The sequence below is a fragment of the Corynebacterium neomassiliense genome (assembly GCF_900626215.1).
Lineage (GTDB): Bacteria > Actinomycetota > Actinomycetes > Mycobacteriales > Mycobacteriaceae > Corynebacterium > Corynebacterium neomassiliense.
The window spans coordinates 105733-128743 of sequence record NZ_LR131106.1; the positions used below are offsets into that span (position 1 = coordinate 105733).

The 23011-nt window shown below is 65.7% G+C and carries 21 protein-coding genes; 8 read left to right on the top strand and 13 right to left on the bottom strand.

Going from position 1 to position 23011, the window contains the following annotated elements; genetic code table 11:
* The first annotated feature begins 86 nt into the window (after positions 1-86).
* Positions 87-656, top strand: a complete 570-nt coding sequence (locus tag E0E18_RS00515; protein ID WP_130839061.1) for a GNAT family N-acetyltransferase — start codon at positions 87-89, stop codon at positions 654-656.
* Here E0E18_RS00515 and E0E18_RS00520 read toward each other — a convergent pair.
* The 3 genes from E0E18_RS00520 to E0E18_RS00530 are packed head-to-tail and all read right to left on the bottom strand — an operon-like array spanning position 653 to position 2878.
* The gene (locus E0E18_RS00520) at positions 653-1312 is read right to left on the bottom strand and encodes an NAD(P)H-binding protein (protein ID WP_130839062.1); all 660 of its coding nucleotides are present in this window, start codon (positions 1310-1312) and stop codon (positions 653-655) included. The genes E0E18_RS00515 and E0E18_RS00520 overlap by 4 nt on opposite strands.
* A 9-nt stretch (positions 1313-1321) precedes the next feature.
* On the bottom strand, positions 1322-1801 hold the full coding sequence (locus tag E0E18_RS00525; RefSeq protein WP_130839063.1) for a hypothetical protein: 480 nt from the start codon (positions 1799-1801) through the stop codon (positions 1322-1324).
* On the bottom strand, positions 1802-2878 hold the full coding sequence (locus tag E0E18_RS00530) for an SPFH domain-containing protein (protein WP_130839064.1): 1077 nt from the start codon (positions 2876-2878) through the stop codon (positions 1802-1804). It abuts the gene before it with no gap.
* A 232-nt stretch (positions 2879-3110) separates the two neighbouring features.
* Between E0E18_RS00530 and E0E18_RS00535 the strand changes: the two genes are divergently transcribed.
* Positions 3111-4277: an acyl-CoA dehydrogenase family protein gene (locus tag E0E18_RS00535; RefSeq protein WP_130839065.1), complete on the top strand. Its 1167-nt coding sequence runs from the start codon at positions 3111-3113 to the stop codon at positions 4275-4277.
* 15 nt (positions 4278-4292) lie between these two features.
* Entirely contained in the window at positions 4293-5501 is a 1209-nt protein-coding gene (locus E0E18_RS00540) for an acyl-CoA dehydrogenase family protein (protein WP_130839066.1), read from the top strand.
* A gap of 45 nt (positions 5502-5546) precedes the next feature.
* On the opposite strand, the gene E0E18_RS00545 is transcribed toward E0E18_RS00540, so the two are convergent.
* Together E0E18_RS00545 and glnA are read right to left on the bottom strand one after the other, a co-directional pair.
* A complete protein-coding gene (locus E0E18_RS00545) occupies positions 5547-6626 on the bottom strand; it encodes an NAD(P)-dependent alcohol dehydrogenase (RefSeq protein WP_066589077.1) in 1080 nt (359 codons plus the stop codon).
* Between the two features lie 210 nt (positions 6627-6836).
* Positions 6837-8273, bottom strand: a complete 1437-nt coding sequence (glnA, locus tag E0E18_RS00550; RefSeq protein WP_066589074.1) for a type I glutamate--ammonia ligase — start codon at positions 8271-8273, stop codon at positions 6837-6839.
* 222 nt (positions 8274-8495) lie between these two features.
* On the opposite strand from glnA, the gene E0E18_RS00555 reads away from it, so the two are divergent.
* Complete coding sequence (locus tag E0E18_RS00555; protein ID WP_078057440.1) at positions 8496-9080, top strand: RDD family protein; 585 nt, start codon at positions 8496-8498, stop codon at positions 9078-9080.
* A 30-nt stretch (positions 9081-9110) separates the two neighbouring features.
* On the opposite strand, the gene E0E18_RS00560 is transcribed toward E0E18_RS00555, so the two are convergent.
* From E0E18_RS00560 to E0E18_RS00580, 5 genes are all read right to left on the bottom strand, one after another.
* Positions 9111-9884, bottom strand: coding sequence for a DUF4191 domain-containing protein (locus E0E18_RS00560; RefSeq protein WP_066589071.1), 774 nt, complete (start codon positions 9882-9884; stop codon positions 9111-9113).
* A gap of 21 nt (positions 9885-9905) precedes the next feature.
* Entirely contained in the window at positions 9906-10952 is a 1047-nt protein-coding gene (lipA, locus tag E0E18_RS00565; protein WP_066589068.1) for a lipoyl synthase, read from the bottom strand.
* A 60-nt stretch (positions 10953-11012) separates the two neighbouring features.
* Positions 11013-11774: a lipoyl(octanoyl) transferase LipB gene (gene lipB, locus E0E18_RS00570; protein ID WP_130839067.1), complete on the bottom strand. Its 762-nt coding sequence runs from the start codon at positions 11772-11774 to the stop codon at positions 11013-11015.
* 118 nt (positions 11775-11892) lie between these two features.
* Positions 11893-13641: a 2-oxoglutarate dehydrogenase, E2 component, dihydrolipoamide succinyltransferase gene (sucB, locus tag E0E18_RS00575; RefSeq protein WP_130839068.1), complete on the bottom strand. Its 1749-nt coding sequence runs from the start codon at positions 13639-13641 to the stop codon at positions 11893-11895.
* Positions 13642-13776: 135 nt separating this feature from the next.
* Entirely contained in the window at positions 13777-15390 is a 1614-nt protein-coding gene (locus E0E18_RS00580; protein WP_130839069.1) for a leucyl aminopeptidase, read from the bottom strand.
* 77 nt (positions 15391-15467) lie between these two features.
* On the opposite strand from E0E18_RS00580, the gene E0E18_RS00585 reads away from it, so the two are divergent.
* Positions 15468-16580: a branched-chain amino acid aminotransferase gene (locus E0E18_RS00585; RefSeq protein ID WP_066589057.1), complete on the top strand. Its 1113-nt coding sequence runs from the start codon at positions 15468-15470 to the stop codon at positions 16578-16580.
* A gap of 122 nt (positions 16581-16702) precedes the next feature.
* On the opposite strand, the gene E0E18_RS00590 is transcribed toward E0E18_RS00585, so the two are convergent.
* Together E0E18_RS00590 and E0E18_RS00595 are read right to left on the bottom strand one after the other, a co-directional pair.
* Positions 16703-17545: a nicotinate-nucleotide--dimethylbenzimidazole phosphoribosyltransferase gene (locus E0E18_RS00590; protein WP_130839070.1), complete on the bottom strand. Its 843-nt coding sequence runs from the start codon at positions 17543-17545 to the stop codon at positions 16703-16705.
* A gap of 4 nt (positions 17546-17549) precedes the next feature.
* Positions 17550-18293, bottom strand: coding sequence for a DUF3043 domain-containing protein (locus E0E18_RS00595; RefSeq protein ID WP_130839071.1), 744 nt, complete (start codon positions 18291-18293; stop codon positions 17550-17552).
* Positions 18294-18459: 166 nt separating this feature from the next.
* On the opposite strand from E0E18_RS00595, the gene E0E18_RS00600 reads away from it, so the two are divergent.
* Positions 18460-18804 carry a HesB/IscA family protein gene (locus tag E0E18_RS00600; RefSeq protein ID WP_066589049.1) on the top strand — a complete coding sequence of 115 codons (345 nt, stop codon included), beginning with the start codon at positions 18460-18462 and terminating at the stop codon, positions 18802-18804.
* 92 nt (positions 18805-18896) lie between these two features.
* Here the strand turns inward: E0E18_RS00600 and asnB are convergent, their stop codons facing one another.
* On the bottom strand, positions 18897-20834 hold the full coding sequence (gene asnB / locus E0E18_RS00605; protein ID WP_130839072.1) for an asparagine synthase (glutamine-hydrolyzing): 1938 nt from the start codon (positions 20832-20834) through the stop codon (positions 18897-18899).
* A 553-nt stretch (positions 20835-21387) separates the two neighbouring features.
* Between asnB and ctaC the strand changes: the two genes are divergently transcribed.
* Positions 21388-22473, top strand: a complete 1086-nt coding sequence (gene ctaC / locus E0E18_RS00610; RefSeq protein WP_227870993.1) for an aa3-type cytochrome oxidase subunit II — start codon at positions 21388-21390, stop codon at positions 22471-22473.
* Positions 22474-22500: 27 nt separating this feature from the next.
* Positions 22501-22932 (top strand): aa3-type cytochrome oxidase subunit IV, encoded by a 432-nt coding sequence (gene ctaF, locus E0E18_RS00615; protein ID WP_066589041.1) that lies wholly within the window; start codon positions 22501-22503, stop codon positions 22930-22932.
* The last annotated feature ends 79 nt before the right edge of the window (positions 22933-23011 follow it).

Genomic DNA, 23011 nt, shown 5'->3' on the forward strand with positions numbered 1-23011 from the left:
GCACAATGGTCCGATGCTGCCGACCATCTGCTGGGACGCCCCGTCCCACCCCTGCCGACCAGCCCGAACACCGGTAGCATTCGGTCATGGACACCATCACAGACCCCACAGCGGCCCCCGCCAACCAGGGCTACCCGGTCATCCGCCCCGAGCGCATCGACGGTTCGGACACCGGCGCCATCCGCGCACTCACCGCCGAGGCCTTCGCCCACGCCGACCACGCGACAGGCTCTGAGGCACAGATCATCGACGCACTCCGCGACGCCGGCGCGCTCCGGTACTCCCTTGTCGCGGTCCACGCCGGACGCATCGTCGGTCATGCCGCCGCGTCACCCGTGACTCTCGACCCCTCCGACGACGGGTGGTGGTACGGCATAGGGCCGGTATCGGTGCACCCGGACTTCCAGCGGCAGGGGACAGGCTCCGGCCTCATGCGCGCCCTGCTCGACCTGCTCATCGTCTACGGTGCGACCGGAGCGGTCCTGCTCGGCGACCCGACGCTCTACGCCCGCTTCGGATTCGCCGCCCGTGAGGGGCTGGTCAAGGCTGACCTCCCCCCGGAGCAGGCGGCGTCCTTCCAGGCGCTGCGTCTCGACGGTCGCACCGGGTGCCCACAGGCGACCGTCACCTACCACCCGGCGTTCGACGTGGACTAGATCTCGCCGGCCGGGAGGAAACCGTCGACGAACTCGACAGTCCGGTCAGCGGGGAGAGAAGAGCGGTCCGCGAACACCGTGATGACCTCGGCGACGAGTTCACGGGAGGTGTGGGAGTCCTCCCGCGGCAGGTCCGCGGTCGGTGTCGCGTAACCGACGGCCGGCTCCATGGTGAGCGCGGAAGGCCCGAGGATCAGGTACTCCAGTCCCACGGTGGAGTTGAGCCGGTCATCCACGGTCTTCTTCGCGTCCGCGTAGGGGTAGAAGGAGTCGTTCCCGGGGACCCGGTGGTGGGTGGCGCCGAGGTAGGAGACATTGATGAACCGGGGCGTCTGTCCGGCGTCCCGCAACCGCTCCAGGGAGTCGATCACCGCGAGGGCGGCGTCCCGGTCGACGGCGTAGGTGCGCTCCGGCGATCCTCCGCCGGCTCCGGCGGACCAGACGATGACGTCAAACCGGGCGAGCAGGGTGTCCCATTCGTCCGGGGTGACCCGGGTGATGTCGAGAACCAGGGGAGTGGCTCCCGTGCCTTCGATGTCGGCGGACTGTTCCGGGTCGCGGATCACCGAGGTCACGGAGAATCCGAGGTCGCCGAGCATCGGTGCAGCGAGCAGAGCGACCTTGCCGTGGCCGCCGATAATGAGTGCGTCAGTCATACCCCGTGTCTACGCGTCGATCCCGCCCTTCGCCAGTGCAGCCACCGCAGTCTCCGCGTCGGAGCAGGTCGCCTCGATGTACGTCCCGTCGCTCTTCGTGTTGCAGAACCTCGGCCCGGACGCCCGGATGAGCCCGGTCCCACCGGCCATGTTCGAGCGTGGCCCCCAAGCTCCCCGGTCCCAGGTGTTCACCTCGACCAGCTCCACGGTGTCGATCTCGTCGTGGGGAACTGACTTCCGGGGAACGCCGACCGCCGATGCCCAGTGGAATCCAGCGTCATCGACCCGCATAGTCCAGCTGGAGATCATGACCGACAGGCCCCCGAAGATCGCGACGGAGACGAGGGCGGACAGGGGAGTGAGCTTTCCGTCGACCTGCAGTATGACCAGTACGAACGCCAGGAGTCCCAGGATGAGGGCCTGGACTTTCCAGGGCATCCATTCCCGGTAGGTCCAGACTCCGGTCCGTGCTGAGGACGATACGGTCATCTAACCGTTTTCCCGCTTCGCCAGTTCCCGCAAGCCCGGGGCGACCGAGGCGATCTGGCTGAGCAGCCGGTTGAGGTCCTGGCCGTCACCGACGAGGGTGAGGTTCGCCGACCCGAGGGCCTCGGACAAGGAGGCGACCATCTCGGGCATCTGGTCGACCATCTGCTTGTCGATGATCACGCCCTGGTTGGACGCCACCGCCTCGGAGGTGGTGCGCAGGGCCGCGGCCTCGGCCTCCGCCTCAATGCGCTTTCGCTGCGCTTCAGCCTCCGCGGGCTTGACGACCTCGGCGATCAGCTCCTGCTCCCGGAGGATGGCCTGCTCGGCGGCGAGTTCGGACTGCTTGGCGACGACCTGGCGGTCTGCCTCGGCCTTGGCCAGCGGGCCGGACGCCTCGGCCTCCGCCTTCGCCTGGGCTGTCTGCTTGGTGTTCTCGGCGGTGAGCAGGTCGGTGTCCCTCTGGTACTCCGACTTCAGGCGTGCGGTCCGCTGCCGCTCCTCCTCGATCTCGGCGTCCCTTCGGGCTTCGGCGACCGCCGCCTCCCGTTCGACGCGGGCGAGCTCGGGGGCAGACAGTGAACGGATGTAGTTGTTGTCGTCGCTGATCGAACTGATCTGGAAGGAATCGATCTGCCAGCCGAGCTCGGCCATCTTCGGCTCGGCGTTGGTGAGTACGTCCGAGGCGAGACGCATTCTGTCGGAGATCATCTCCTCCACGGTCATCTGTCCGATCATGGCCCTGGTCTCGCCTCCGAAGATGTCGTAGGCGGCCCGGAGAACCTCTTTCCGGTCGGTACCTTCGAAGCGGCTGGCGGCCCTGGTGATGTGCTCCTTGTCCGGTCTGACCCGGAAGACGACGGTGGCCTCCACCGCGACCTCGACATTCTGGGCGGAAGGTGCGGCCACGCGGACCTGGACGGTGTTCGCACCGATGTAGAAGCGCTGGACGCGGTGGAGCAGCGGGACAGACCAGGCCCCTCCTCCGACGACGATGCGGTAGGGGCTGTCAGGACTGCGGTGACCGAAACCTCCGCTGACGAGAATCGCTTCGGTGGGTTTCGGCACGTCGTAGAGCATCTGTGTTCTTATCCTTCCGCTTGTCTGCCGGCTGGGGAACGGTCACCGGTCGTGTGAGGACAGGCTATCAACCCGACGGACACCCCGGGTGGATCTGTGCGGCCCGGGGGTGGCTGAAAGAGAATTCAGGAAAAGCGTCGACCCGGTCACCGGTGCCGGGTAGTGTCCTGACGTACCGATAGCGGTCAGTGACCGGTATCGACCCAATTGTCGGATGTGAGGAATAACACCAGTGAAGTTGGAGCTCACCCCGGAGGAGACCGCGTTCCGCGACGACCTCCGAGCCGTCTTCCGGGAAGTGCCGGAGGACATCGGCGTCAGATACCGGGCAGGCCGGACCACCAGAGAAGACATCGTCGAGACCCAGAGAATTCTCAACAGGCACGGGCTCGCGGTACCACACTGGCCGGTCGAGTACGGCGGACAGGACTGGACCCCCACCCAGGCGCACATCTACACCAACGAGCTGCAACGTGCGGGAATACCGGAGCCCCTCGCCTTCAATGTCGGCATGGTGGGCCCCGTCATCGCCAACTTCGGCAGCAGGGAACTCCGGGACAGGTTCCTCGCCCCGACCGCCAACCTCGACATCTGGTGGTCACAGGGTTTCTCCGAACCTGGGGCAGGATCCGATCTGGCAGGGCTGAAGACCACCGCCGTGCGTGACGGGGACAGCTACATCGTCAACGGCCAGAAGACCTGGACGACCCTCGGCCAGTACGGGCAGTGGATGTTCCTTCTGGCATGTACCGATCCCGGGGCCGACAAGCCCCAGAAGGGCATCTCCTTCCTCCTCGTCGACCTGGACACCCCCGGTATCGACCGCCGTCCCATCCGTCTCATCGACGGCTCCGTGGAAGTCAACGAATTCTTCTTCACTGACGTGCGGGTGCCGGCGGAGAACCTCGTGGGAGAGGAGAACAATGGCTGGACGTACGCCAAGTTCCTCCTGGGCAACGAGCGTAACGGGATGGCACAGGTGGGGACCAGCCAACGCATGTACACCGCGCTGGTTTCGACGGCCGAGAACAGGACGATCGCCGGTCGTCCGCTGACACAGGACCCGGAGTTCCGGCGCCGTCTGTATGCGGTGAAACTCCGCCTCACGGCCCTGGAGTCCACCATGCTCCGGATCACCGCCGCCAGTGAAGGTGGCCGGCCGAGTCCGCTGTCGTCGCTGCTGAAGATCGAGGGTTCCCGCATCATCCAGGAGCTCGACGATCTCGCCGTGGCGGTCCTCGGTCCGGACGCCGTGGAGATCACCGGCGTCACCGGGAAAGACGCCGCATTCCCCGGAGACGCCGTCGTCGAATACCTCAACCACCGGAAAGTCTCCATCTACGGCGGCACCAACGAGGTGCAGGCCGGGGTCATCGCCAAGGCGATTCTGGGTCTCTAGGAGGACAGGACAATCATGGATCTCTCACTCACTGAAGAACAGCAGATGCTCGCGGACAGTGTCCGGGACCTGTTCACCGCAGCACCCGGGGACCCCACCGCCGGAGGACAGGCCCCGGAGGACGGGCTCGGATTCCGCAGGGACCTGTGGCTGCAGGCCGCGGAGACAGGATTGACCGGGCTGCCCTTCGACGAGAAGTACGGAGGCTCCGGTGCCGGGATAGCCGAGGTCTGGGCGACGACCAGCACGCTGGGCACCCTCGGCGCACCTGACCCGCTCGTCGACGCAGCCTATTTGCCGGGGTGGATCATCAGCGATCTCGGAACCGAGGAACAGAAGCACCACTGGCTGTCCCGGATCTCATCGGGGGAGTCCGTCGTCACCGTCGCCCACGCGGAACCCGGAGTCGGATGGGAAGGGGCACGCTCCACATCTGTGTCAGCGACCGGCGGCACTCTCTCCGGGGTCAAGAGGGCGGTGACGGTTCCGGACGCCGCGGACACCTTCCTCGTGACCACCGGTGGCGCGGACGGCCCCGGCGTGTACCTGGTCCGCGCGGACGCGCCGGGAGTCACGGTGACCCTCCACCGGAATGCCGAATGGCTGCGTACAGGTACGGTGACCTTTGACGGTGCGGAAGCTGAACGCCTGGGGGACGCAGATTCTGAGCTTGTTGCCGCGGCACTCCGCCGCGCCACAGCCCTGGGCAGGATCGCCCAGGGAGGCCGTGCTGTCGGGCTGATGGCGACCGCGGTGTCACAGACCGTGGACTACCTGAAGGTCCGCAGGCAGTTCGGGGTGACACTGAACCGGTTCCAGGTGCTCACCCACCGGGCGGCACAGCTGTACTCTGATGTCGAGCTGTCCCGGTCGATGTCCCTGTGGGCGGCGGCAGTGGCGGAGTCCCTGTCCGGTGGCGCGGGTTCGATGTCCGCCGCCGACCTCGACGAACTCACGGGGTCCGCCCTGGACGCGCATAACTTCCTCCTGGGCCGGGCACGTACCGTGGCAGAGGAGGCGGTGCAGCTCCACGGGGGTATCGGCGTGACCTACGAGGCCGCGGTGAGTCACTATGCGGCGGCACTGACCGGCTTCCGCCAGTTGTACGGGGGAGAACTGGAGTCCCTGGCGGCGGGTACCTCCTCGCCCCGGCTGACGGTCGCGCCGAGTGCCCTGCCCGGCAATGCCATCGCGACCGGAGCGGCAGGCGCACCCCGTAGCTGAACGGGACCGGGGGGACCGGGTCAGACGGGCCCCGGGGGGACCGGGTCAGAATGTCGAGGCGTCGATGACGAACCTGTACCGGACGTCCGACCTCACGGCCCTTTCGTAGGCCTCGTTGATGTGGTCGGCGTCGATCAACTCGATCTCTGCGGCCACGCCGTGCAGGGCACAGAAATCCAGCATCTCCTGGGTTTCCGCGATGCCGCCGACCAGTGAACCCGCCAGCGACCTGCGACGCCCCGTGAGCAGACGTACCGGAACACTCATCGGCCGTGAGGGTAGCCCGATCTGCACCATGACGCCGTCGAAGCGGAGGGTGGACAGGTAGGCTGCGACGTCCAGGTCGACACTCACCGTGTTCAGTATCAGGTCGAAGCGTTCCCTGCATGTGGTCGCGAAAGTACCGTCAGCGGTGGACACCAGGTCGACCGCACCGAAATCCAGCGCCTCGGCACGCTTCGACTCTGAATGGGACAGCACAGTGACCTCTGCCCCCATCGCGACCGCGATCTTCACCGCGACGTGGCCCACCCCTCCCATCCCGACCACGGCGACGCGGCGCCCCGGTCCCGCACCCCAGTGTTTCAGCGGCGAGTATGTGGTGATGCCGGCACACAGCAGGGGCGCCGCGGCCGCCGGGTCGAGGCTCTCCGGGACATGGAGGACGAAACGGTCACGGGTCACGATCTCTGTGGCATACCCGCCCTGAGTCACCAGGCCGTCCCCGTAGGGGTTGACTGACGCATAGGTCATGACAGTGCCGTTGTCACAGTATCCCTCCTCACCTGCCAGACAGGGACCGCAGGTTCCGCAGGAGTCTGAGAAGCATCCCACCCCCACACGTTCGCCGACGGAGAAGTCGGTGACGGCGTCCCCGATGTCGGTGACACGGCCGATGATCTCATGGCCGGGTACGAGCGGCACCGGTTTGGGGCCGAAGTCTCCCCGGACGTTGTGGATGTCCGAGTGGCACACCCCCGAGTACTCGATGCGGATACGGACGTCGTCGGGACGGAGCGCGCGACGGGTCACGGTGACCGGGGTGAGCGGTTCACCGAGGGAGGTGACGCCACGGGCGGCGACGGGGCGGGCGACAGTGCTGTCAGGCAGTGCGGGTGTTGTCATGAGGGTTCCTTCGCGCCGGCCGGGACAGGCCGGGTTCAGTCGTGCAACGGGTCGGATAGGTACCGGGCGGCAGCGGATGGCACCGGGGCCCACCGGGCCGTACCGGGGTGTGGTGAGACCGGGAAAGACGGTCCCGTGAACGCCGAGACCCCCGTCCTCCGGGGAAACCGGCGGACAGGGGTTCGGACGCAGACAGCAGGAGAGACCCGACTAGCAGTCGAAGTACATCTCGAACTCCTGGGGGGTGGGGCGCAGACGCACCGGGGCGATCTCCTTGTCGTACTTGTAGCTGATGTAGGTGTCGAGGAGATCGTCGGTGAAGACGCCACCGTCGGTGAGGAATTCGTTGTCCTCCTCGAGGGCCTTCAGTGCCGCCTCGAGGGAGGTCGGGGCAGTCGGGATGAGGGAGGCCTCCTCCGGGGGAAGCTCGTAGAGGTCCTTGTCGACCGGAGCGTGCGGCTCGATACGGTTCTTGATGCCGTCAAGTCCGGCGAGCATCATCGCGGCCATACCGAAGTACGGGTTACCCGAGGGATCCGGTGCGCGGAACTCGAGGCGCTTGGCCTTCGGGTTCGAGCCTGTGATCGGAATACGCACGGCGGCCGAACGGTTACGCTGCGAGTAGACGAGGTTGATCGGGGCCTCGAAACCGGGCACGAGGCGGTGGTAGGAGTTCAGTGTCGGGTTGGTGAACGCGAGGACCGAACCGGCGTGGTGGAGGATGCCGCCGATGTAGTAGCGGGCGAGGTCGGACAGACCCGCGTAGCCGTTCTCGTCGAAGAACAGCGGCTTGCCGTCCTTCCACAGGGACTGGTGGGCGTGCATGCCCGAGCCGTTGTCCCCGGCGAGCGGCTTCGGCATGAACGTGGCGGTCTTGCCGAACTGGGCTGCGGTGCCCTTGACGATGTACTTGAAGGACTGCAGGTCGTCCGCGGCATGGAGCAGGGTGTTGAACTTGTAGTTGATCTCCTGCTGTCCGCCGGTGCCCACCTCGTGGTGGAAGCGCTCGAGATCGTAACCGGCGCGGATGAGGTTCTTGGCCATCTCGTCACGGACCTCGACCGTCTGGTCGAGCGGGGGGACCGGGAAGTAGCCGCCCTTGATACCGGTCTTGTGCCCGAGGTTGGGAGTGCCGTCGAGATTCGTGTCCCGGCCGCGGTTCCACCAGCCTTCATCAGAGTCGACCTCGTAGAAGGAGTGGTTGATGTCGGTCGAGTACTTGACCTTGTCGAAGAGGTAGAACTCCGCCTCGAGACCGAAGTTGCAGGTGTCGGCGATGCCGGTGGAGGCGAGGTACTCCTCGGCCTTACGGGCGACATTGCGCGGGTCACGGGAGAACGGCTCACGGGTGAAGGGGTCATGGACGAAGAACTTGATGTTCAGTGTCTTCGTCTTCCGGAACGGGTCGACCGTAGCAGTCGCCAGGTCCGGAAGCAGGCTCATGTCGGACTCGTCGATGGTGGTGAAGCCACGGACGGACGAACCGTCGAATGCCAGGCCGTCGGTCACGGCGTCCTCGTCGAAAGCGGCGGCGGGGATCGTGAAGTGCTGCTCCACGCCCGGGACGTCGGTGAACCGGACGTCGACGAACTCGATGTCGTTGTCCTTGATGAACTTGGTGACCTCTTCGGCCGTCTTGAATGCCACTGTGGGACTCCTTGCAGTCATGGTCGGCACAGCCTCGGTAACGCGCGGCAGTGCACCGCGAGTGGCTGAGTCTGGGAAAAAACTTATTATCGGGTTGTTGCCCGGCCGTCAATCCAGTGTTACCGACATGTAACACTCGCCGGGTCCCTGGAGTGAGGGGCCGTATCCAAGCCTACGGGACAGGTTGGGAGGCTGCCACGCTGCCCCGGTAGGCTGTCACCCATGGCGAAACGGCAGAACAACCGGTCAGGCAGCGGTGCGGACAAGGAGGCGCAGCGACGCCGCCGGCAGGAACAGCGGCAGCAGGCCCGCCGTGAACGGAGCCTCGACAGGGCGTCACAGCCGGTGTGGCTCGAAGGTCCGCAGGTGCCCGGTCAGTACGAGGATCCCACCGATCTGAGCCCCTACCCGGGGAAGCTGCTGGGTCTCCCGCAGTCCGGGCCGGGGTCGATCTCGCCGCTGTTCCCCAGGCTCATGGCGCTGCTCATCGACTGGCTGGCGTCCTGGGCGGTGGCGGGGATCATCGTCAGTCAGACGGGGGTGCTGGGAGGTGTGTCGACGGTGACGATGATTGTCTGGATCGTGCTGCGCGTCATCACGGTGTGGTTGTTCGCGCAGTCACCGGGGCACGCGATCATGGGCATCGGGGTTGCCCGGGTCGACAACCCGGACAAGAGGGTAGGCCTGCTCCGTGCCCTGTTCCGCACCATTCTCACCGTGTTCCTCTTCCCCCCGATCATCCAGGACACGGACGGCCGTGGCATGCACGACCGTGCCACGGGTACTGCGGTGATACGGACCCGCTGACCCCGGTGGGCCCCCGGTGTTCGCTCCGGGTCAGCCCCGGCGGTTGCGCTCGGACGCGCGGCGTGCCCGTCGGTTCATGCCCGACATATTTGCCTGACGGGGGAGAGGACCCTTCGGCAGTGCCGCCTCCCTCGAGTGCAGGCGCGAAATCGAGGCGATCCTGTTGTTCAGCGAGTCGACCTGGTCCTTCTTGATGTTCCGCGGGTACTTCATCAGCGCCGTCTGGATCTTGCGGACCTCCACCTCGTCCTCGCCGTCACCGATGTACATGTCGTAGATGGGGACGTCACCGAGGATCCGGGCCAGCCTCTTGCGCTCCTGCGCCATCATCGGACGCAGCCGGGACCGGTCTCCCTCGCCGACGAGCACGACACCGGGCGTACCGACGACCCGGTGGACAGCGTCCATATGGGTGTTGCTCGCCACACCGGTCTCGGTGATCCACTTCATGCCCACACCGGAACGCAGGTTCGTCAGGGCCCATGCCGCAGCGCCGGCCTGGCCCTCAATCTGGTCGTATACGCCGGACTGCAGTCGCCTCGAGAAGATCACCATGGCCACGACGGCGCCGATGAGCAGGCCGAGGATGAGGTTGAACCACCACGCTCCCACGACCAGGCTCAGGAGCAGAAGGACCGCGACCGGCACCAGCACACCCAGCAACATGTAGGGGACGAGCTTCTTGTCCCTCTTGCGCTGCAGCTGGAAAGCCTGCCACATCTGGCTGCGCGTCTGCTTCCGCTGAGCCTTCTTGGCGGCCTTCTCGAGCCGCTTGGTCTCTTTCTCCCGGGGGTCTTTCGCCATGCCGCCCAGTCTAGAGCATCACTACCGGGCGGAGGTGACCGGAGTCTCCTTCGACGGACCGTACTTGGACAGCAGGGTGCCGGCCTCCTGGCTGGTGGAGGAACCGAGATTGTCACCCAGGTGGGCGAGATTCTCCGGCAGTTCTTCGCCACGGGCGGCCATCGCCTCGGCGTAGAGCCGGCCGGACCGGTAGGAGGAACGGACCAACGGACCAGACATCACAGCACCGAAACCGAGTTCCTTGGCGAACTCCGAGTGCTCGATGAATTCCTCCGGCTTGACCCAACGTTCGATCGGGTGGTGCATGCTGGTCGGCCGGAGGTACTGGGTGATTGTGATGATGTCACACCCGGCGTCCTTCAGATCGGTCAACGACGAGCGCACTTCCTCGGCGGTCTCACCCATACCGAGGATGAGGTTCGACTTGGTGACCAGTCCGAAATCGCGGGCGGCGCGGATCACCTCGAGAGAGCGGTCGTAGCGGAATGCCGGGCGGATCCGCCGGAAGATCCGCGGCACGGTCTCCAGATTGTGCGCGAAAACCTCGGGACGGGCCTCGAAGACCTCGGCGAGCAGCTCGGGCCGTGCGGAGAAGTCGGGGGTGAGGTTCTCCACCCCGGTGTGGGGGTTAACCTCGTGGATCTTGCGGACGACCTCGGCGTACAGCCAGGCACCCTCGTCATCCAGGTCATCGCGGGTCACTCCGGTGATGGTCGCGTAGCGCAGGTCCATCTCGCGGATGTTCTCCGCCACACGCCTCGGCTCGTCACGGTCGAGGGCGGTGGGGCGCCCGGACTTGATCTGACAGAAGTCGCAGCGGCGGGAGCAGGTGTCCCCGCCGATGAGGAAGGACGCCTCCCTGTCTTCCCAGCACTCGTGGATGTTCGGACACCCGGCCTCCTGGCACACCGTGTGGAGACCCGCACCGGACACACGGTTCTTCATGTCCCGGTACTCGGGCCCCATTTTCGCGGTGGTCCGGATCCACCGGGGTTTCTGCTCGATGGGGGTCTGCGCATTCTTTGCCTCGATGCGCAGGAGTCGTCGGCCGTCTGCAGCGATAGTCACGGCTCCCAGCCTACGCTGAGGTGTCGGGTTAGTCACTGCGGGTAGTTCACTGTGGGTAATTCACTGTCGAGCGGTCGATTCCGCAGTCACCGGAACCGGACCGTGTGCGAGCTCCTCCGGCACATCCGTGACAGAGGTGGGCAGTGATCCGTCCAGCGCGTCAAGCATGTGGCGGGTGAACAGGGGAGACGCCTCGGCTACCGTGACCTCCCGGCCCAACTCGGCGGTCGCGGTGGTGACACCTGTGTCCGCCAGTCCGCAGGGCACGATGTGGTCGTAGAAGTCCAGGGTGTTGTCGCAGTTCAGTGCAACTCCGTGCATGGTGACGCCCCGGGTGACCCGAATTCCCACGGCCGCGATCTTCCGGGCCGGTAGCAGGGTACCGTCTCTGACGCCTGCCGGAAGCCAGACCCCGGAACGTCCGGCGACCCGCCCGACATTCTCGAGACCGAGGTCGCGGCATGTCGCTATGACCGCCTCCTCGATGCGGCGCACGTAGTCGACGACGTCAATCGGGTCCTCGAGTCTGATGATCGGGTAGGCGACGAGCTGCCCCGGGCCGTGCCAGGTGATCCTGCCACCGCGGTCCACGTCGATCACGGGGAGACCGTTGGTGGGAAGATCCTCAGGCTGTGTCCGCCGACCCGCCGTGTACGTGGAGGGATGCTGCAGCAGCAGGAGGGTGTCCGGAATCTGCCCCGCCGCACGTTGGCGGGCGAGATTTGCCTGGTGTCGCCAGGCCTCGAGGTAGTCCACGGTGTGGAGGTCGACGACATCGACCGGGTCGCTGGAGTGGCGTATTGATCCGTGCTGGAAGCCCATGCTCCAAGATCATACAACCGGCAAACACAACCGCCCCGCGAACTCCCGGTGAAAGGGAGTTCGCGGGGCGGCGGTTCACAGCGCCGGGCAGGTCCGCAGGCCGGCCGGGGCCGCCGGGCTACAGGCCGAGGTCGTCGGTGAAGTCCACGTTCTCCAGCCTGTCCTTCACACTGGTCAGGAACCTGCCTGCGTCAGCGCCGTCGATGCTCTGATGGTCGTAGGTGAGGGGCAGGTAGACCATCTGGCGGATGCTGATGGCGTCCTGTCCGTCCTCGGTGATGACCACCGGACGCTTGACGATCGCCCCAGTGCCCAGCATCGCCGCCTGCGGCGGAACGAGGATCGGGGTGTCGGTGAGAGCGCCCTCGGAACCGATGTTGGTGATCGTGAAAGTCCCGCCCATGATGTCGTTGGGCTTGAGCTTCTTGTTGCGGGCGCGGTCCGCGATGTCGGCGATGGCCTGGGCCAGCTCCGGCAGGGAGAGGTCCTGCGCGTTGTGGATCACCGGCGAGAGAAGACCCTCCGGGGTGTCTACGGCGATACCGAGGTTCACCGAACTGTGGTAGGTCATCTCCTTCGATCCGGCGTCGTAGGACACGTTGATGTTCGGGTGCGCCAGAAGTGCCTCGACGACCGCCTTGGCGAAGAAGGGCAGGTAGGTGAGGTTGACTCCGTAGCGCTCCCGGAAAGCACTCTTGCTGCTCTTGCGGAGGTCGGCGATCCTGGTCATGTCGACCTCGTGGACCTGGGTGAGCTGGGCGGCGCCGTGGAGGGACTCCAAGGTGGTCTTCGCGGTGATCGCCCGGATGCGGTTGACCTTCCGGGTGGTTCCGCGCAGTTCGGCCTTCGCCGGGTCGGCTCCCTTCAGGACCCGCGGGGCGGGCTCGGTGGTGGACCCGGTTGAACCGGAGGCTGCCTCTGCAGCGGCGAGGACATCCTGCTTGCGGATTCGTCCGCCGACTCCGGAGCCGGTGACGGTGGACAGGTCCACCCCGTGCTTCTCCGCCAGCTTCCGGACCAGAGGGGTGACATAAGGGAGATTGCCGGAGGAGGTCGCGGCTGCGGTCCCGGCAGGAGTCGGATCCGCGGTCTTGCCGTCCTTTCCGTCCTTGCCGTCAGCGGAACCGGAGGTACCGGTCGTGACAGGTTCGGCCGTCGGGGCTTCCGTCCGGGTTTCTGGCTGCGGCTCAGTCTCGGGCTCGGTCGGGGTTGCCGGGGTGCTGTCGGTCTTCTCCGGGGCGGGGGAGGACGTGGGGGCGGATGTGGCGGAGGCATCGCCGATGCGGGCGATGACGGCACCGACGTCGACGGTGTCGTCTTCACCGGCGAGGATTTCCACCAGGGTGCCGGCGACGGGGGAGGGAACTTCGGTGTCGACCTTGTCGGTGGAGACCTCGAGGAGGGGCTCGTCGACGGCGACGGTGTCGCCGACCTTCTTCAGCCACTGGGTCACGGTGCCCTCGGTGACGGATTCGCCGAGTTCGGGCATGGTGACGTCGGTCGCCTCACCGGAGGCCGCAGTGTCGGGGGCCGCGGCCGCCGGGGCCTGTTGCGTCTGCGGCGCGGGGGCGTCGTCACCTGAAGGCTCTCCGGCGTCCTCAGTCGTATCCGCTGCCGGGGCGCTTTCCCCGGCTTCGCCGATCACGGCGATCACGGCGCCGACATCGACGGTGTCGTCCTCGTCGGCACGAATCTCCAGCAGCACACCTGCAGCAGGAGAGGGGATCTCGGTGTCGACCTTGTCGGTGGAGACCTCGAGGAGGGGTTCATCCACGGCGACGGTGTCACCGACCTTCTTCAGCCACTGTGTCACAGTGCCCTCGGTCACGGATTCGCCCAGTTCGGGCATTTCGACGGAGTACGCCATGGTGTTGAAGCTCCTAAATGACGAAAAAATACAGATGTGGTCTCTGGCTGAATAGTACATAGGGTAGACCGATCCGGCGGAGTGGCGTACCGCGAACGAGGACGCCGGACCCGTCGTAGCCTCAGACTCCGGCTGTCACGCCAGGTGTTGCAGAGACTCCAGCAGTGCTATCAACGTCCGGACCGGAACACCTGTTCCGCGTGCAGGTGTGTATCCCCGGGCGGTGCCGGTGTTGTAGGCGGGCCCTGCGACATCCAGATGTGCCCACGGGATCCCGGCACCGACCGTATCCTCCGGGGTCACGAAATGCCTGAGATACAGGCCGGCTGCAGCCATGCCACCCTGTCGCAGTCTGCCCGTGTTGCGCAGATCCGCGACATCTGAGCGGATACCGTCAGCGACGTCGTCGGGAAGGGGCATGCTCCAGGCGTCCTCACCGGTCCTCCGCGCCAGCGCGGCGATCCGGTCACGCAGCGAAGGAGTGCCCATCACCGCGCTGACACGGTCACCCAGCGACACCACCTGTGCCCCGGTCAGAGTGGCGACGTCGACGAGGACGTCGGGGGAGTCCTCCACGGCACGGGCCAGTGCATCAGCGAGAATCAGGCGTCCTTCAGCATCGGTGTTGACGATCTCGGAGGTGGTGCCGTCATAGTGGCGGACGATGTCGCCGGGCCGCAGGGCGTCCCCGTCCGGCATGTTCTCCACCAGAGGCAGCGTCGCTGTGACCGACACCGGAAGCTCAAGCTCGGCCGCGGCCAGGACAGCGGCGACGACCGCTGCCGACCCCGCCATGTCGGAGATCATCGCGTCCATGCCGGCAGGCTTCTTCAGGGAAATGCCGCCGGTGTCAAAGGTCACCCCCTTGCCGACGAGGCCGGCGGAGACCTGTGCACCCTGTTCCGGGAGGTAGCGCATCCTCACCAGTCTCGGTGGGCGGGCGGACCCGCGCCCCACGGCGAGCAGTCCACCGTAACCCTGTTCCTCGAGATCAGTCTCGTCGAGGACCTCCACCTCCACCCCGGAGGCTGACGCGAGATCGCCGATGATCCGTGCGTAGGAGTCCGGACCGAGGTCGCCGGCCGGCGCGTTGACGAGATCCCGGGCACAGGCCACCGCCTCCACCACGGTGCACGCCCTGGTGAATGCGGCGTCCATCCCGGGCAGGTCAGGGCACACCAGCGTCACCGACCCGGGCAGCGCCCCGGCAGGTCCGGACCGGTGACCGGAGTAGAGGTATCCGCCGAGGGCGTGCCCCTCGGTCGCGGCCGTGACCACCTCCGCCGGGGAGGGGGCTCCGGTCACTCCGGTCAGATCCCCGAGCAGACTCACAGCGTGGCACGACGGCACGCCCGTCTGCTCTGCCAACTTCCTGAGCAGCCGGGAGACATCACCGGCGGCCTGTCTGACGGTGTCGGGTGCGATGTGGTCGGCGGGGCCGAGCCCGGCGGTGACGACCCTGGCCGCCGGAACACCGTCGACGGCCGGCTGGACGGAAGTCTCCCCGGACCGCCCGGTGATCCCCGCCCACACCGCCGTCTTCCACAGTGCCAGGCGTGCTTCCTCCCCCAGAGTTCCGGTGACCGGGATCTCGGGTCCTGACGCGCCCCTGAGCACGGGGACGACCAGGATGTCGGGACCGGCCGCCGGTGTGGAAGGTGCGGCCGGAACGGAGGAAACACTCAGGTTCAGGTCGGGGAGAAGGCCCCGGACGAGCCTGGGGACCTCCGTCGGTGTCACGGGTGTCATAGTTCATCTCCGCTGCTGGTGGACGGTGGTAGGGGGTGCCTCCGTTGAAAGTGCTTTCCGGGTCTAAGATACAGGGCATGTCAGCTTCCCCTGAGTTCACCCGCAATCTCACCAGCACCCCGACTCCGGCGGAGAAGATCGAGGAGATCCTCGCCAACCCGGGATTCGGCAACTACTTCACCGACCACATGGTCATCATCGACTGGAACAGGGACGCCGGCTGGCACGACGCCCGTGTCGTGCCGTACGGGCCCATCGCCATGGACCCGGCGTCCTCGGTCCTGCACTACGGGCAGGCGATCTTCGAGGGGCTGAAGGCATACCGGCACGAGGACGGGTCGGTGGTCACTTTCCGTCCCGAAAAGAACGCCGCGAGGTTCCGTAACTCCGCCGAACGGCTGGCCATGCCCGCGCTGCCGGAGGAGCTCTTCCTCGAGTCACTGCGTCAGATCGTGGATGTCGACCAGGCATGGGTTCCCGCCGCAGGAGGGGAAGAATCCCTCTACCTGCGGCCGTTCATGATCTCCCGTGAGGTCGGACTGGGCGTGCACCCCGCGTCGAGCTACTCCTACTACCTGATCGCCTCTCCTGCCGGTGCGTACTTCACCGGCGGGGTACGGCCGGTGAGCGTGTGGCTGTCCACCGAGTACGTCCGTGCGGCACCGGGCGGGACCGGTGCGGCGAAGTTCGCCGGTAACTACGCGGGGTCGCTCGCAGCCCAGGCGCACGCTGAAGAACAGGGATGCGACCAGGTCGTGTGGCTGGACGCCATCGAACGGAAGTACATCGAGGAAATGGGCGGGATGAACCTCGCCTTCGTCTACGGAAGCGGAGAGGACGCCGAACTCGTCACCCCCGCCCTCTCCGGCTCACTGCTCGCGGGAGTCACCAGAGACTCTCTGCTCACCGTGGCAGCCGACGCAGGGATGAAGGTCACGGAGAAGCGGGTGAGTGTGCAGGACTGGAAGGACGCTGTGGCGTCCGGAGCGATGACCGAGGCCTTCGCCTGCGGCACCGCCGCCGTGATCACGCCCGTGGGAACCGTCAAGGACAAGGACGGGGAGTTCCGGATCAACGGCGGCAGGCCCGGCGAGATCACGATGCGCCTGCGCGAGCTGCTCACCGGAATCCAGCACGGCACCGTCGAGGACACCCACCACTGGAACCACACCCTGATCCCCGCCCGGTGACAGTTCTTCCTCCGGAGGGCAGGGGCGCCTGACGGGGAAAGGTGGGGAAGGACGCCGGGAGTGCCCCCTAGAGAGCACCCCCGGGGGAGTTCCGGTCCCGGTGAGTGGTCCCGGTGAGTGGTTCAGGGGCGGGACACAACCACTGAGGCCCGGAGTACGGGCAGACAGGTCAGAGCAGCAGCACCGTCAGACACACCGAGATCGTGGCCGAACACCGGGGACAGTTCGAGTCGGTGTGCGGCGAAGGCGGCTGCGGCGTCCACCGGAACGTGCGGCAGGATCCATCCCTGCCGAGCACCGGGAGACACTGCCTCGGCCAGGAGGGCGGCGGCCAGCGTCCCTGCACCGTCAAGGATGACAGGAGTGCGACGGTCGGACGAACCGGAGAGAAATCCCACCAGGGCGGCCAGCGCCGGATCCCCGGCGAGGCGGAGAATTTCCTTCACCGCCCCTTTGTCCCACGGACCGTTCCGGTAGCCGCGGGTCCTGAAGAGGACGTCCCGGACAGCGACGATATCGCGCTTCCAGGCGGAGACGTCGTCTCCGGCCGCGTAGTTGAACAGGCTCACCGGCTCCTTCCTGCAGACGGTCCCTGTCACGGAAGCGGAGATGACGGGGTCTCCCGATCCACCGAGAAGCAGGAGCTGCACCCCGGAATCCACGGCACGGTCCGCGAGAGAGCGGCCGTGGGCAAGCCACCGGTCCACCTGGTCCGCCCGGAGCCCCGGTCCGTTCGCCGGGCCCTCGTCGGCGACAACCGAGACGGAGATGTCGGCGTCGGCGAGCTCCGCGAGCGGCAGCAGGGGAGAGGCACCCCCGGACACGTCCCTCCCGGTGTCGGCGTCAGAGGTGATGACGCTGAGCAGCGGCCTCGGAGCGTGCTCACCGGCCAGCGTGGCGGCAGCACCGTTGTCCTCCGCCCAGGCGCGGAGCGCGGGCAGCAACGGTTCTTCGGTCCCGGTCACGGCCCTACACCGTATCGCCGATACTGACCTGCGGGGCAGGCGTACGCATGCGGCGGATCATCGTCGCGCGGGTGAAGGCGTAGAAGCCGATGGTCCAGCGGCCGAAGGCGCGGTCGGGGAAGCGTTCGTCGATGAGCTTGTTGACCTTGCGCCCGAGGAACAGTCCTTCGACCACCAGCAGTGCGATGATGAAGAGCATCACCAGCGACACCAGGTTGGCGATCTCCGGAGCACGCATACCGACGATCATCACCAGCACCACGATGAGTGCGATGGGCAGGAACATGTTCATGGCGAAGCGCCGGGAGTCCACGTAGTTGCGGACGAAGAGCTTCTCCTTACCCTGGTCGCGGGGCAGAAGGTAGTTGGGGTCGCCGGCCATCATGCGCTCGTTGGCCCTGCGACGGGCGGCCGCGGCCTCCTCACGCTGACGGCGTTTCCTCTCCTTGTACTCCTCTTTCGACATGGAGGCTTTCTCCGCCTTCCTCCGCTCGCGGGCCTCCTTGGGAGTCAACGGGGCGTCATAGTGGACGCGGCGGGTACCGGCGGACCTCTCAACGTCATTGCGCTTCGGGGTGGGGCGCCCCTTCTTCGGGGTCACCCCTCTGGGCAGCCCTGCCCCGTCACGGGCATCCCCGGAACCTCCGGACCCGCGGGAGGCCAGGTCGTCGGAGTGCCCGGAGGGGGCGGTGGGGGCGGTGGTGGCGTCACCGTGCGTGTCGTCATCTTTTTTCCAGGGCAGCTTCACACTCACAGGCTAGAACACGGGAGTCGGGGTCCACCAACGAGGGCCCGAAGTCGGTGACGCCCGGCCACCAGTCACAGCTGGAAAGAGGTGGCAGGAATACGGCGGTGGAATTGTCGGTTGAACGGGGGTAGCGTGAACTCACATCCGCACTACCGAGGAGGAAATCATGACCGCTCCCGAGAAGACCACCGGCGTTGAACTGACCGGTGCGGCAGCTGAGAAAGCGGCCGCGCTGCTCGCACAGGAGGGACGTGACGATCTCTCCCTGCGCATCGCCGTGCAGCCGGGCGGCTGCGCAGGACTGCGCTACCAGCTGTTCTTCGACGACCGTATGCTCGACGGAGACCACGTCGACCACTTCGACGGCGTTGACCTCGTCGTCGACAAGATGTCCGCTCCCTACCTCACCGGCGCCAGGATCGATTTCTCGGACACCATAGAGTCCCAGGGGTTCACCATCGACAACCCCAACGCCACCGGATCCTGCGCCTGCGGCGACTCCTTCAGCTGAGTCACCACCACTGACCGCGTGTCCCCGGGCGGGGTCAGCCGGCGGCGGGCGGAGACCCCCGGACGAGAGTTCTCGTCCGGGGGTTCAGGCGTCTACAGCTGGACGGGGTAGTCGCGTTCGTCGATCTCCGGGTGGATGCGGTCCTCGACGAAGATCCCGTGCCAGATCATGAACGCGATGACGGTCCACAGACGGCGCGAATGATCCGGGCCGTGACCGGTGTTCATCGCAACCCGGTGCTCGTCGAGCATGGCGAGAACTTCCGCTCTGTTGAAGATCTCGTCGGTCTGGGACTCCTCGATGACGGTCCGGGCCCAGTCGTAGAGTTCAGGACCTGCGAGCCAGTGCCTGATGGGAACCGGGAACCCGAGCTTCTTCCGGTTGATCACGTGGGGCGGAACGATGAGCTCCATCGCACGGCGCAGTGCGTACTTCGTGGTGCCGTGACTGATCTTCAGATCGTAGGGGAGGGTACGGGCGACGTCGAAGACCACCTTGTCCAGGAAAGGCACCCTGAGTTCCAGTGAGTTCGCCATGGTGATCTTGTCTGCCTTGACGAGAATGTCACCCCTCAGCCACGTGAAAAGGTCGAGGTACTGCATTCTTGCCACCGGATCGAAGTTCCGGGAACGATCGTAGATCGGTGCGGTCACCTCCCTGTGGTCCCACTCCGGTCGTGCGGTCTTCAGCACCCTGCTGAGCTGCTCATAGTTGAAGGAACGGGCATTACCGTAGTACCGCTCCTCCATGGGAGTCGTACCGCGTAACAGCAGCGACTTACCCCGCCGGCCCTCCGGCATGATCTCACCGACCTTGTGCAGCACCTTCTTGACAGGGGAGGGGATCCGGTCGAACGGGGCCAGCGACAGAGGTTCCTTGTAGATGGTGTAGCCGCCGAAGAGTTCATCGGCACCCTCGCCGGACAGGATGACCTTCACCCTCTTGCGGGCCTCGGCGGCGACGAAGTACAGGGGGACGAGAGCAGGATCGGCCACCGGGTCGTCGAGGTACCAGATGATCTTCGGTACGGCAGCTGCGAACTCCTCCGGGGACACCACCTTGACCACGTGCTCCACACCGATGGCTTCAGCGGATTCGGCGGCGACATCCACCTCCGAGTAGCCTTCCCGCTCGAATCCGGTGGTGAAGGTCACCAGGTCCGGATTATGCCGCTTAGCGAGGGCCGCAATGGCTGTCGAATCGATGCCGCCGGACAGGAAGGACCCGACGGTCACGTCGGCCCGCATGTGCTTGGCGACCGAGTCTTCCAGCGCATCCGCGATGCGGTGGAACAGGGCGTCCTCCGTTCCCGCGGGGACGGGGGTGGGGGTGAAGTCCGGGCGGAAGTAACGTACCGCCTCGACCGGTCCACCGGGACGCAGGGTGGCGTGGCACCCGGACTCCAGACGGCGTATTCCGGAGTGGAGTGTCTCCGGCTCCGGCACGTACTGCAGATCGGTGTAGTGCTCTACGGCACGGTAGTCGAGGGAGAGGTCCAGTCCCGTCGAAGACGCCATGTCCAGGATCGACTTCTTCTCGCTGCCGAACACTGTCCCGGCAGCGGTCGTGGCGTAGAAGAGCGGCTTGATGCCGAAGGGGTCACGTGCCAGGAACATCTTCCGGTCCACAGAGTCCCACACCGCGAAGGCGAACATGCCGCGGAGGTGCTCGACCACCCCGGTTCCCCAGTGGTGGTAGCCGACCACGATGGTCTCGCTGTCGCCGGAGGTGCGGAAGGTGTATCCGGCGGCCTGCAGTTCCTCCCGGAGCTCCACGTAGTTGTAGATCTCACCGTTGAATGTCAGTGAGTAGCGTTCGGGTGAGTCCTCCGGGCCCCACTGGAGGGGTTGGTGGGAGTGCTCCAGGTCGATGATGGACAGGCGGTTGAATCCGAAGACGACGTCATCGTCGTTCCAGGTCCCGTCCTCGTCAGGGCCACGGTGGCGCATGCATGGCAGAGCGTGGGCCACGGGGTCGACAAACCGGGGTGCGTCACCGAGTGCGGTGAGAATTCCAAGAAGTCCACACATGAGCTGTAGAGGTCATCTCCATATAGATAGGGGAGGCGGTCGACCGCGAGGTACGACGGCGAGGTACCGGGTCCACACTACTAGCCGTGGGCCGAGGTACTGCCAGTCAAGTCTGTGGAACAGATCTCGAGCCGCCGTAGGCCCGCGGGAAGACTGTTCCGGTTGTCCTGCCGGTACCGATGTTCCGACTGCCCCGTTCTGCGAAGGGCGGTCCTCCGCACGGTGGGCAGACAGTTGGTCGTTACAGCGGAGGGGTACCAGGCACGAGACGACACGAACCTGTGTTCAACTCCCGAGAGCTCAACCCCGGAAGTTCAACCCCGGAAGTTCAACCCCGGAAGTTCAACCCCGGGAGTTCAACCCCGGAATAGGGCGGAGGTCCGGACACGGTCAGCCCCTAGATGGTGGCTGTCAGTGACGCATGGACTATTGTCACTAAGTGATACGGAACGAGTGGGTGGTCCTCTGCAGGTGACTGTCCGCGCAGGTTCCGGTGAACACGACGTGTGATTGAGGAAGGCATACTCGCGTGGAACAGCGAAAAGTTCACGGTATGGCCCGCAAGCTGGGACTGGTCGGTGCTCTGGGACTCGGTGCCCTGGCCCTTGCCGGCTGCGACGCCGCTCCACCTGACAACGGATTCTTCCATGCCCTGCGCATGGGGTGGCCGGACGGAATCACCCCTGAGTCCAAGTCGATGGGCAACTTCTGGGTCTGGACCTGGGTTGTCGCCTGGATTATCGGCCTGATCATGTGGGGCCTGATGTTCCTCGTGATGTTCCGGGACGGTGCCAAGCGCGCGAAGAAGGCGGGCAAGGGAGAGTTCCCTCGTCAGACTGCCTACAACGTCAACCTGGAACTGGCGCTCACTGCCGTCCCGGTGATCATTGTCATGGGTCTGTTCTTCTTCACTGTCCAGACCCAGGACAAGGTCACGGCCATGGACAAGGATCCGCAGGTCACGGTTGACGTCACCGCGTACCAGTGGAACTGGAAGTTCGGTTACGGCGAGGTCAAGGGCTCCCTGACCCAGGACGGGGCGGACTACTCCGGCGCGGACGCGCAGAAGAAGGCGGACTCCGCGCTGCTCTCTCAGCCGACCGAGGTTGATGAGGAGGGGGAGATCGTCGGTCCTATCCACGGTGGTTCCTCCGAGGACTTCTCCTACCTGAACTACGACAAGATCGAGACCGTAGGCACTTCCGAGGAAGTTCCGGTGCTGGTTCTCCCGACCAACACACCGATCGAGTTCAATCTCGCCTCCTCGGACGTCATCCACTCCTTCTGGGTTCCGGAGTTCCTCTTCAAACGCGACGTGATGCCGCATCCGGAGAAGAACCACCAGGAACGTCGTTTCCAGATCGAGGGCATCGAGAAGGAGGGTGCGTTCGTCGGACGGTGCGCTGAAATGTGCGGTACCTACCACGCCATGATGAACTTCGAGATCCGTGCGGTTTCCCCGGACACCTTCACCCGGTACCTCGAGTTCCGGAAGACCAACCCGGACGCCACCAACGCCGAGGCTCTCGACGCCGTGGGCGAAGACCCGTACGCCACCAGCACCCGGCCCTTCCTCCCGGACCGTGCAGGTACGCGCTCGGTCGACGGCGACAACTACATCGGTGACGCTGCCGCGTAAGCGGCAGTTAACTCGAAGGAGAGAACAATGCGGCAGACAGCCAAACTGATGTACGGTCTGGCGGCGTTCCTGGTCGTCATGACAGTGCTGTACTTTTTCGCCACCGCGAAATTGAGCGACAACGGTAATCAGCAGGGTATCGAGTGGGCGGGCGGAACGGGCCTGGTCCTCGCAACACTGCTGTGCCTCTTCCTCGGTGCCTACTTCCACCTTGCCAACCACAAGGCGGACATTGAGCCCAAGGACTGGGAGCAGGCAGAGATCGAGGACGGCGCCGGAGTCCTCGGGTTCTTCTCCGCAAGCTCAGGATGGCCCTTCCTCATGGCTTTCGCGATCATGCTGATGGGGTACGGGATCGCGTTCTTCCACATCTGGCTGATCCTCATGGGAGCGGTCATGCTGATCTGGTCGACCGTGATGCTGAACCTGCAGTACGGACTGCCCCCGGAGAAAGACTGACTTTCCACTGTCCGACAGGCCCGGCGGGCCCCACCTCGTAGCGAGGTGGGGCCCTCTGTTGTACAGCACGGCAGACCGA